Annotated in this window: 8 protein-coding genes; 5 read left to right on the forward strand and 3 right to left on the reverse strand. The window is 39.4% G+C overall.

Translation table 11 applies throughout. The features are described 5' to 3' along the window. The 5 genes from ASU31_RS26530 to ASU31_RS26550 form a co-directional block, all read left to right on the forward strand. Positions 1 to 909: DUF5000 domain-containing lipoprotein (locus ASU31_RS26530; protein WP_057935253.1), on the forward strand; the 909-nt coding region annotated here is incomplete at its 5' end. 20 nt (positions 910 to 929) lie between these two features. Further along, positions 930 to 2,111 carry a DUF4998 domain-containing protein gene (locus tag ASU31_RS26535; protein ID WP_167346251.1) on the forward strand — a complete coding sequence of 394 codons (1,182 nt, stop codon included), beginning with the start codon at positions 930 to 932 and terminating at the stop codon, positions 2,109 to 2,111. 842 nt (positions 2,112 to 2,953) lie between these two features. Next, positions 2,954 to 6,064 carry a SusC/RagA family TonB-linked outer membrane protein gene (locus ASU31_RS26540; protein WP_057935255.1) on the forward strand — a complete coding sequence of 1,037 codons (3,111 nt, stop codon included), beginning with the start codon at positions 2,954 to 2,956 and terminating at the stop codon, positions 6,062 to 6,064. A gap of 33 nt (positions 6,065 to 6,097) precedes the next feature. Next, positions 6,098 to 7,723 carry a RagB/SusD family nutrient uptake outer membrane protein gene (locus ASU31_RS26545; protein ID WP_057935256.1) on the forward strand — a complete coding sequence of 542 codons (1,626 nt, stop codon included), beginning with the start codon at positions 6,098 to 6,100 and terminating at the stop codon, positions 7,721 to 7,723. Positions 7,724 to 7,939: 216 nt separating this feature from the next. Further along, entirely contained in the window at positions 7,940 to 8,353 is a 414-nt protein-coding gene (locus ASU31_RS26550) for an AraC family ligand binding domain-containing protein (RefSeq protein WP_167346252.1), read from the forward strand. Positions 8,354 to 8,368: 15 nt separating this feature from the next. Here the strand turns inward: ASU31_RS26550 and ASU31_RS26555 are convergent, their stop codons facing one another. From ASU31_RS26555 to ASU31_RS26565, 3 genes are read right to left on the reverse strand one after another with little or no spacing between them, the layout of a single operon-like run. Continuing rightward, the gene (locus ASU31_RS26555; RefSeq protein ID WP_057935258.1) at positions 8,369 to 9,022 is read right to left on the reverse strand and encodes a S41 family peptidase; all 654 of its coding nucleotides are present in this window, start codon (positions 9,020 to 9,022) and stop codon (positions 8,369 to 8,371) included. 48 nt (positions 9,023 to 9,070) lie between these two features. After that, a complete protein-coding gene (locus tag ASU31_RS26560) occupies positions 9,071 to 9,403 on the reverse strand; it encodes a hypothetical protein (RefSeq protein ID WP_057935259.1) in 333 nt (110 codons plus the stop codon). 3 nt (positions 9,404 to 9,406) lie between these two features. After that, positions 9,407 to 9,844, reverse strand: a complete 438-nt coding sequence (locus ASU31_RS26565; protein WP_057935260.1) for a MarR family winged helix-turn-helix transcriptional regulator — start codon at positions 9,842 to 9,844, stop codon at positions 9,407 to 9,409. Between the last annotated feature and the right edge of the window lie 449 nt (positions 9,845 to 10,293).

Consider the following 10,293-nt stretch of genomic DNA (forward strand, 5'->3'; position numbering starts at 1 on the left):
GATGGTTTCGCCGATACTGCATCTTACAGTCTTAACCTTTATGCCGTAGACAAATCCGAAAACAGGTCGGCACCGGTAACCATTAAAGTAAAAGCGCTTGAGCCGCCCATCTTCGCCGTTCGCAGAAGCCTGGCTTTGGTTACCGATTTTGGTGGCATCAATATAAGCTTTGCCAATCCCACGGAGGCCAATATTGCAGTAGTGGTAACTTATAAAGATTCTTTAGGCAATTTTGCAACAAGAGAAACCATCTATACCAAATCTAAAAACGGTCTTTTCTCCTCGAGGGGCTTTCCCTCTAAAGAAACAGTTTTCGGGGTTTATATCAGAGACAGATGGGACAACCGCACCGATACGGCAAAAGCAACCCTAACGCCGATTTTTGAAAAACAGCTCGACAAAAGCAAATTTAAGGTGCTTACCCTGCCTACAGACGCTCCGGTTGGCTGGAGCCTGCCTATCAGTAACCTATGGAACAATGTAATATCGGCAGAGGGAAATATGTGGCATACCACAGATGTCGGTATGCCATGCCAGGTTACTTTCGATCTTGGTGTGACCGCGAAGATAAGCCGTTTTACGCTTTGGCAAAGACAGGGTATATGGATTTATAACCATGGAAATCCCAAAAGATATGAAATTTGGGGTTCGACCAATCCGGCCAGCGATGGCAGTTATACCAATTGGACCAAATTGGCATCATGTGTTTCTATTAAGCCTTCTGCTCAGCCGATCGGTTCCAACTCCAATGAGGATGTAGCTGCTGCTGCACGCGGTGAAGAGACCAATGTTCCTTTGGATGCACCCCCTGTAAGATATATCCGAATTAAGGTATTGGAAACTTGGATAGGACCAGGGGGACAGGCAGCTCACGTTTCAGAGATGACTTTTTATGGAAACGACAAATGATCTTTATTAAATTATATAGTATGAAACATATTATTGCTTATTCAGTTATTGCAGTTGCCTTATTAATGGTTTCTTGCAGCAAAATGGATGATTACAAAAAATTCACCGATGGCAAAGTTATTGTCTACCCAGGTAAAGCCGATTCATTAAGGATCCAGCCGGGACGCAACAGGGCATTGGTCAGGTTCCTGCTTATCTCCGATCCAAATATCGTAAAAGCGACTATATACTGGAACAACAAGGCAAATCATCAGGATGTTTCCATCACCAGGGGAAAAGGAATAGATACCATAAAAGCAATGGTGTCGCCACTTCCGGAAGGCAATTATTCATTTGAGGTGTTAACCTACGATAAAGGCGGAAATAAATCTGTCGCAGCCTTGAAGCAAGGTGCCGCTTATGGCGATGTTTTTGAGAAATCGTTGTTGAACCGTATATTGGAAAATATTGTTTATCAGCCATCCAATGGAACAACATATCTCAACTGGCGCGCTTCAGATGCAGGATCGATAGGTGCAGAAGTTACCTATACCAACATAAACGGAAAAGTAACGATTAAAAGGATAGCCAAAGACGCAATACAGACGACCTTGACCGATCAAAATCCTAGTACAGATATCCAGTACCGGACTCTTTTTTTACCAGATTCCTTGGCCATTGATACATTTTATAGCGCTTCTGCATCCCGGAAAATAACAGAGTTTTATTTAAAAAACCCGGGAGCACCATTTCTTCAAAGTAAAAGAGATGGAAGGTGGGGCTTAGTTGCAGATTGGACTACTAATGCCGCCGCTAGAAACATGTCCAATGGCGCCGTAGGTGGGTGGGATTCATATAATGGGGGTGGTTTTATTGCTTTTGAGTATTGGGGTACACCCCAAATTACAAATGGAAAAATCTATCAAACTATTACACTCCCACCAGGGAAATATCGCTATGTGGTAACAGTGTCTGAAATTGCCAATCCACTAGAGGCTACTTACGCCGCTGTAAACCTGGGCCAAACACTGCCCGATGTGCCCGACATTTCACAGGCCATGGGAAGTTTTAAATTTTTGGATAATTCGCAGAATGGAAAAGATTTTGCCGTTCCTTTCTCATTGACACAGACCCAGGAGATTACATTAGGATTTGTTTCTACCATGGTAGTCAAAAATCAGAGCAGTGTAAGGTTCAGTAAAGTGCGGTTATATAAGGACTGATTAGCTCGGAAACAATACATCCGATATCAAGCAACATCCTTTACTGTAATAAATAGAAATCCAAGCCATGTTAATGGTTTGGATTTCTGCTTTGCGGGGTAGCCTGTTAGGCACAATCATTACTTTTTTCCAATACTCAATTATTTATAAATCAGTTTGTTAATGTGGTTGTTTTGTAAGTATTTGTAAATCAAAAGGGTATATTGGTAATTGTGTTTCGGTCTAATGGAGTCTGCATAACTAAGCACGTTAAATACTTTCAGCGTTTTGCGATCCTTTAGAAGTCATTAACCTGCGCTTGTTAATTGATCTCGTTTATTGGCAGTTTGAGGATTCTGCTGATTTATAGCGTTTAAAACCAAATAACTGTCCATACCATCATCAGCCTAGTCCCATAAAAATAGAGGGGCAAATCAACTTGTTTGTTTTTTGGGAAAAATTATCAGCCGTGGTTTAATGCGAAAAGTCGGAAAAATATAAAAAGATGTCTGATTACAATAAACCCCACCACTGTTGCGCCTTTTATATTTGAACTATATTCTTTGTCCGATCTGAAGAATGTACAACCAAATATTTGAAGCATGATAAAAGTGTCGACTATAAGTAAGGAAGGTTTTTTCTGGCCTGAAAGATCTCGATATTCTTCTCCTCTATAAAATATTCATGTTGTAGGAAAACTGCCAGTAAATCATGATATGCCTATGAAAAGAAAACGAACTTAATCTTAAGCTATTTGACCAGCCTTTTTATAATGGCTGATATCATTTGTTTAGCCCACAACAAGCAGGTAATTGAAAAACATCCTTGCCTGATTTTCAATAATAACAACCAACTGACCAAATATGGAAATGATTCCAAAGTCGCCAGAAAAATGGCGCAGATTGTTAACACTGTTAACTTTCAGTTCAATACTTTCAGCCACTCCTTTTGCCAAAGGGGTAGCAAGCACAAACACAAGTCTTTATAACAATTTAAATATTAATATTGCTAACGATGCGCCAAATGTTGCCAATCCTAAACAAACAAAAACTGAAGTTACAGTAACGGGTAAAGTTACCGATCTTACTGGCAAAGCAATACCAGGAGTGGTAGTAAAGCATAAAGAATCCGGAAAAGCAACGCAGACGGATTCACAGGGAAATTATTCGCTAAGCACCCCCGACGGGAAAGGAACGCTGGTATTTAGCTTCATAGGCTTCACAAGTAAAGAAATTGTTATAGGGCAACAGACACGGATCGATGTTCAATTGGCAGATGACAATAAAAAACTTGATGAGGTTGTTATTGTCGGTTATGGCACACAGAAGAAAGTAAACCTGACCGGTTCGGTTAGCACTGTTTCCTCGAAAGATCTTGATAATAGACCCATTACCCAGGCATCACAGGCTTTATCGGGTTTGTCACCTGGGGTTCAGGTACAACAGGGTGGAGGCCGCCCGGGCAGTGACGGGGCAAGGGTAATCATTAGAGGTGTAGGGACGTTCAATGCAGGCAGTAGCCCTCTAATATTGATTGATGGAATTGCAGGGTCACTGGATGATGTGGCGCCGGACAATATTGCCAGTATGACCGTACTGAAAGATGCGGCCTCAGCAGCAATTTATGGTAACAGGGCAGCTAATGGCGTTATATTGGTCACAACAAAACGTGGACAAAAGGGGAAAACCGTTATCAGTTATAACAACTATTTCGGCTGGGAGAAAATAACGAGTTTACCGCAATTTGTCGACTCATGGACTTATGCGGAACTAACCGGAGCAAGTGCCGATGTGGTAGCGAAGTATAAAAGCGGAGCCGATCCGGATAACTTTCCCAACGTTTCCCATTTAAAAGATCTGTTGAATACGGGTTCCGGATTTCAGCAGTATCATAATGCCAGTGTTTCTGGCGGTGAAGGCAATAACGTTTATTACCTGTCCGGAAGCTACCGTGATCATAATGGGTTAACGGCAGAAACCAACAACAAAAGATACGATATCCAGGCCAATATTGATACCCGTATCAAAGATAATCTGAATCTTAAAACCAGTATACTCGGTTTTTCTCAATTGCAAACCCAGCCGCAATCCAATTCAGCCGGAATAGGTGGGATAATTGGATTTTCGGTGCGTGAGCCCAATACCATTGCAGGATTGAAATCAGATGGCACCTACGGCCGTCAGGATTTCTTCGCCCCCGAAGCATGGCTCGCCAGTGAAGGTTTCAATAACTTACGTGCTAAAAACTTCTATGGCAATACCACACTCGCATGGGACATTATCCCGGGATTGAACTTAAGTGGAACTGCCGGTTATCACTATTACACGAGTGTAAATACCACCTACGTAGCAGATATAAACATTGATAAGACAACTTATGTGGGCCCAAATAGCTTGGGGATAGGTAATACCGATGGAAATGAAGTTACGCTCAATTTACTTTTAAAATATGTTAAAAGTTTTGGCAAAAACAACTTCTCCATCTTAGGTGGTTACCAGCAAGAGGCACACCGTGATAATTTTACAAGTGCCTATCGCGACAAGTTTCCGAACAACCTGTTGTATCAGCTCGACGCTGGCGCAACGACAAATATGCAAAACGCCGGATCTGCGAATGAATACGCTTTCAGGTCTTTCTTCGCCCGCTTTAACTACGATTACGGCGGCAAATATCTTTTTGAGGCCAATGTGCGCTATGACGGATCTTCAAGATTTGCACCTAAAAATAGATATGGGGTTTTCCCTGCGGTTTCTGCAGGCTGGAGACTTTCTGAAGAATCATTCATTAAGGATAATATTAGCTGGATCAATGAGCTGAAAATCAGGGCTTCCTATGGTTCATTGGGTAATGCCAATATTTCCAATTATCCATATCAATATAATATCAGCACCAATGTAAGGTATAATTTCGGAGGGGTAATTGCCCCTGGTGCTGCGGTGACTGCAGCTGCCAATCAGGATATCAAATGGGAAACAACAACCACTGCCAATCTTGGCCTTGATTTCACTTTGTTCAAGAATGCGCTTAGTGGTACAGTAGATATTTATGATAGGACAGCTAAAGATATTTTATACCAGGTTCCGGTATCTTCTACACTTGGCTTAAGCGCACCAACGCAGAATGCGGGTTCAATCCAAAATAGAGGTATTGAGGTTAGTTTAACCTACAATACCAAAATAGGTCAGGTGAACTTCGGTGTATCACCAAATTTCTCATATAATAATCAAAAGGTAATCAAAATAGCGGGCAATATTCAAAACGTAATCCCTAATTTCTTTTTGGGCCAACCATTAAACCCGATTTATGGATTTGTGGCCGATGGTCTTTTTGTTGATGCTGCGGATGTTGCAAGTTACCCAACACAGCCAAATGGCGGTGTCCCTGGTAACATCAGATTTAAGGACATCAGCGGACCAAATGGTGTTCCGGATGGGAAGGTAGATGCCACTTATGACAGACAGATTTTGGGGAATACCAATCCAAAAGCTTCTTATGGACTAAACTTAACTGCCGCATACAAAGGGTTTGATTTTTCAGCTTTATTTTCCGGGCTTGGAGGGTATACGGTACAGATGGGTTCTTATCAGGCCTACGCATTATATAACGGAGGGAATGTTCAGCAATGGCAATATGAAAATGCATGGACCACACAAAATCCTGATAGAAATGCACTTTATCCACGCATTACCAATTTGAGCCAGGGCAGCGCCAATGTGCAAAGAAACTCTTACTGGAACAGATCAGGAACCTTCCTAAGATTGAAAAATGCCCAGATCGGGTATACCTTGCCATCTAATTTGACTAAAAAAATAAGTCTGGAGAAGGTGAGGATCTTTGCAGGCGGACAAAATCTTTTCACGCTAAATGATTTTTACGAAGGATGGGACCCTGAAAATGGACAGGGTTCTGGAGACAACCCAAACTTCTACCCACTCTCTGCCATTTATACCTTCGGTATAAATGTGAAATTGTAATCTGATGTAGTTAGGATCATTAAATAAAACAAAATGAAAAATTTTAGATATAAATTAACAGTTGTGGTGGGATGCACCTTCCTCACTATGATTGCGGGATGTAAGAAAGACCTTTTAGATACCCAGCCGCTTTCATCAATTTCTGATGCTACCTTCTGGAAAACAGCCGGTGACGCAACACTTGCGCTGAACGGGGTTTATGACAGTGGGGCAGGTTTTACCGGTTATAATTTTTGGGCGGCAACATCGATGGTCAACCTCGATCTGATGGCCGGTAATGGATCAGAAAAGGAATCAATTCCTGATAATTTCACCAATGGAACCTTAAATTCAACCTATGGATTTGTGGGGTCATATTATGCTCAGGCCTATGCTCAGATTGGAAGGTGCAACAATTTTTTGGCCAATATTGGCCTGGTGAGCATGGATGCTGCGCAAAAAGCAGTGATGATCGGAGAGGTGAAAACAATCAGGGCATACAATTATTTCAATCTGGCTTTATATTTTGGCGATGTTCCCCTTGTACAAAAACTGTTGACGGTAGACGAAGCTAATGCTGTATTCCGCACACCTAAAGCAGAGGTTTGGGCATTTTGCGAAAGTGAACTTAAGGCTGCGGCCGCTGCACTTCCTGTATCTGTAAGTGCAGATCGATTGGGGCACATGACATCTGCATCGGCACTGGCCATTCTGGGCCGTTTACAGCTCGCTCAGAAAAAGTGGGCAGATGCAGCCACTACTTATAAAACCATCGTCGATTATAATTATTATACTATCGATCCCAGATACCGAGAACTTTTCTTAAATGCAGGGGAAACCAGTCGTGAGATCATCATGTCAATGCAGTACATTAGGGATACTTACAATCATGCATTGTTGCAATACCTTACGCCCGAAACCTGGGGAGGATGGCATCAGTATTCACCCTTTAACGAACTTGTGGAAGCATATGAGTGTAAGGACGGGAAAACGATAGCAGAATCTCCTTTGTTTGATAAAAACAATCCATATAACAACCGTGATCCGAGGATGGATTTCAATATTATGATCTCTGACCGTACGAGTTTTCGTGGAAAAGTTTACTCTGCTAAACCAGGTACGACGCTTCCGGATCGCCTGAACCAGTATCCTGGTGTTTGGAGCGGTTATGCGATCTATAAATTTCTTGAAGATGATCCTGCTGTGGCAACTACCAATAATACGGGAAACAACTTTCCTTTGATCAGATATGCAGAAGTATTGCTTGGCTATTTAGAGGCAAAGCTAGAGTCTGGCAGTGGTGTAGATCAGGCGTTATTGGATGCAACAATAAATAAAGTAAGGGGAAGGGCAGCCGTGGCAATGCCAGCAATAACTACCTTAGATCCAACAGCACTCAGAACAATCCTCCGCAGAGAACGCCGTGTAGAATTTGCATTTGAAGGGATCAGGTATTTTGACTGTTTGAGATGGGGCATAATCGGTTCAGAGAACAATCAGCAGTTTACTGGTATGAAACTCACCAACGATCCTGCCAATTATAAAGATTATCCCGTAAACGCAAATGGATACTATATTTTCAAAAAACGCAGTTTTATAGTGGGCAAAAACGAACTCTGGCCAATTCCGCAGTCAGAAAGGGATCTGAATAAAAATTTAACCCAAAACCCTGGTTATTAACTATTATGTTTAAATTTTGTGCATTCAGGCAAAACAAAATACTATTGGTTAGTAAGATTAGCGTCATTCCTTCGGGGATGGCGTTTTTTAATGGACATCGGATCGTCATCCCATCGATAAACAATTTGATGTGCTTTAAAGGTTTAAGCTTAACTCAATTTGGATCGCTCAGTTACGACCAATTGTTACAGCTATAAATTTAAACGATTACAATTAGTGAAGCCGAAGGTTTTAAATTTGTCAAATGGGCTATTCCATTCTTTTAGTGCTAGATTAGATACCCTGCCGGATATTAATAACCATTGGCATTACCGTCGTGAATTGGAGTTGGTTTATTTCAAGCGCGGCAATGGTACTCAGTTTGTTGGTGATAGCGTAAAGCCCTTTAAGGATGGCGATATAGTTTTGTTGGGAAGCGATTTACCTCATTTTTGGCAATTTTCAAAAAAGCACTTAAAGAGCGGCGGCAGTGATGCTGTTGAAATATTTGTTATTCACTTTAACGAGGATTTTTTTGGCGATGTTTTACTGTGCCTACCAGAATTTCAGGAAATTAGAAGATTGTTTGAATTTTGCGGTCATGGGCTTCAGATTAGTAATTCTGTCCCCATTTTGCCAAACCCTGGTTAGCAATAAAAAAAATGCCTACAATTGTTTTTCTAATTTCAAAATCTTTTCTTTAATTTCATTTTCCGTTAATTCTGTTTTTGTGTTTGATTTAAACAGATTTTCAAGTGCTATAATTTGCGCTTTTATCAATGCTTTTTCAGAATTTACTTTTTCATCAACATTAATACCTGTATGCTCCCAATTCGTTTCTGTGACTGCATTTTTTTCAACTGATATCGGGATGAACAACTGATATTTTTTGCCAATAAAAAATACTTTTACAGGATTTGCTGCTCCATAGGTTTTGTCTCCAATTACCTTTGCAATTTTATTTTGCTGTAAATTATATGCTAATGCTTCAGCGGCAGAAATGGTATTATTGTTTACAATGAGGTATACAGGTTTATCTAAATACTTTTTGCCATTTACTTTTTTATAGGTGTACTTCTCTTCGGTTTTATTATTATATCTGGTGTAAATCTCACTCAATTTAATTCTTTCATTAAAAAAATAACTTAAAAATAGCCTTACCATTTTGCCATCACCGCCCCGGTTGTTCCTTAAATCTATAATCAAAGCATTTGTATTTGAAACAAAATTCATTGTAGCATCTAAAATTTGTTGAGCAGATTTATTTCCTTCGGGAAATCCGGTATATTCAATATAACCGATATTTCCGTCTAATCTCATCACTTTATCAAAACCATAATTCCACTGTTTGTTAATAGCATCGTATTTTTATAGCAATTCCTTTTCATTGACTGCTTTTTCTTCCTCTTTACCCGGACGGTATAATAAATTGAAATGCAGATCATTACCGTTTCTTGTTAAATATTTTGAAAGAGATTTTGCAAATTCTGCATCAGAAAGATTGTCAAAAGTTTTAAGATCTATTTCCGATTTTAATTTTTTAGAAAGTTGATTTGCAACATCTTCAAAAATGTAATATTTATTAATTTTATCTGCTATTTCCAATATTTGTTTATTACTTTCTGTAAAATCCTGGGCATTCGCTTTTGAGTTGAAGCAGATTACAACGTAGATTAACAATAGATTAAATACTTTTTTCATTTCTTAGATTTTACAATTAGTAATTATTTTATTTAATGTTTTTTCGAGTAAATTAATCTCTTCCAACGACAAACCATTTAGTGCCGTTTCTCTATTCAGTTTTGCAATTGGGTTTATTAATTCTAGCGTTTTTTTTCCTTTTTCGGTTATTTCAAGATTAAATTTCCTTCTATCTCCTTTATGAATAGTTCTATTTAGATAATCTTTTTTAACCATTAATTCTATCATTCTCGTGATGGATGCATTATCCTTAAAAACAAGATTTGCCAATTCATTTTGAGAAATTTTGTCATTCTTGTTAAGGATTATTAAGACTAGGCATTGATCTACTGTAATATCTTTTACAATTTTTGAGATATTCCTTTGTGAAATTTTTCTATACTCCTTAATTGCTTGTTCAATCAAATAAAGTACTGTTGCTGTTGGGTTTTTGTTATTCATATCAATTATGTTGATGCAAACATAATTGATATATCAATATAAAGTATAAAAAAAATGATTTTTGTTTTTAAGAGCTTTTATGTTCGGTATTGAAAGTAGGCAGAAATTCCTGATTTTCAGATTCGCCATCATACATAATTCTTCACCAAAAGTGATGATGAACCAGTTTGAAGCGAAATGTGGCCTCACTTTAAAAACGGAACGAGTGGCCATTTTCCCTGAAATATCCAGGCTTAAAGGAAAGTATGAATTTCGTTGCCGAAGCCGGGGACTATGCTTTTACTTTGATAAAGTCTGCTCTTTTGGACAAGCAGGAACAAGTGGAAGAAAGTTCTTTATAGCAGGAAGATAAAACAGATGGTATTCAGGTAAATAGTCAACCTGAAATTAGAAAAACTGATCAATGTAAACTGCCTGGTTATTCCTTTTACAACTGTGTATAAAGCTGG

Origin of the sequence: Pedobacter ginsenosidimutans (genome assembly GCF_001442625.1) — a bacterium.
In the GTDB taxonomy this organism is placed as follows: domain Bacteria; phylum Bacteroidota; class Bacteroidia; order Sphingobacteriales; family Sphingobacteriaceae; genus Pedobacter; species Pedobacter ginsenosidimutans.

Coding starts and splice junctions, on each gene's coding strand:
- ASU31_RS26555 (WP_057935258.1), bottom strand. CDS start 9,022: ATGAGATTAGACGGAAATATCGGTTATATTGAATATACCGGATTTCCC.
- ASU31_RS26545 (WP_057935256.1), top strand. CDS start 6,098: ATGAAAAATTTTAGATATAAATTAACAGTTGTGGTGGGATGCACCTTC.
- ASU31_RS26565 (WP_057935260.1), bottom strand. CDS start 9,844: ATGAATAACAAAAACCCAACAGCAACAGTACTTTATTTGATTGAACAA.
- ASU31_RS26535 (WP_167346251.1), top strand. CDS start 930: ATGAAACATATTATTGCTTATTCAGTTATTGCAGTTGCCTTATTAATG.
- ASU31_RS26540 (WP_057935255.1), top strand. CDS start 2,954: ATGGAAATGATTCCAAAGTCGCCAGAAAAATGGCGCAGATTGTTAACA.
- ASU31_RS26560 (WP_057935259.1), bottom strand. CDS start 9,403: ATGAAAAAAGTATTTAATCTATTGTTAATCTACGTTGTAATCTGCTTC.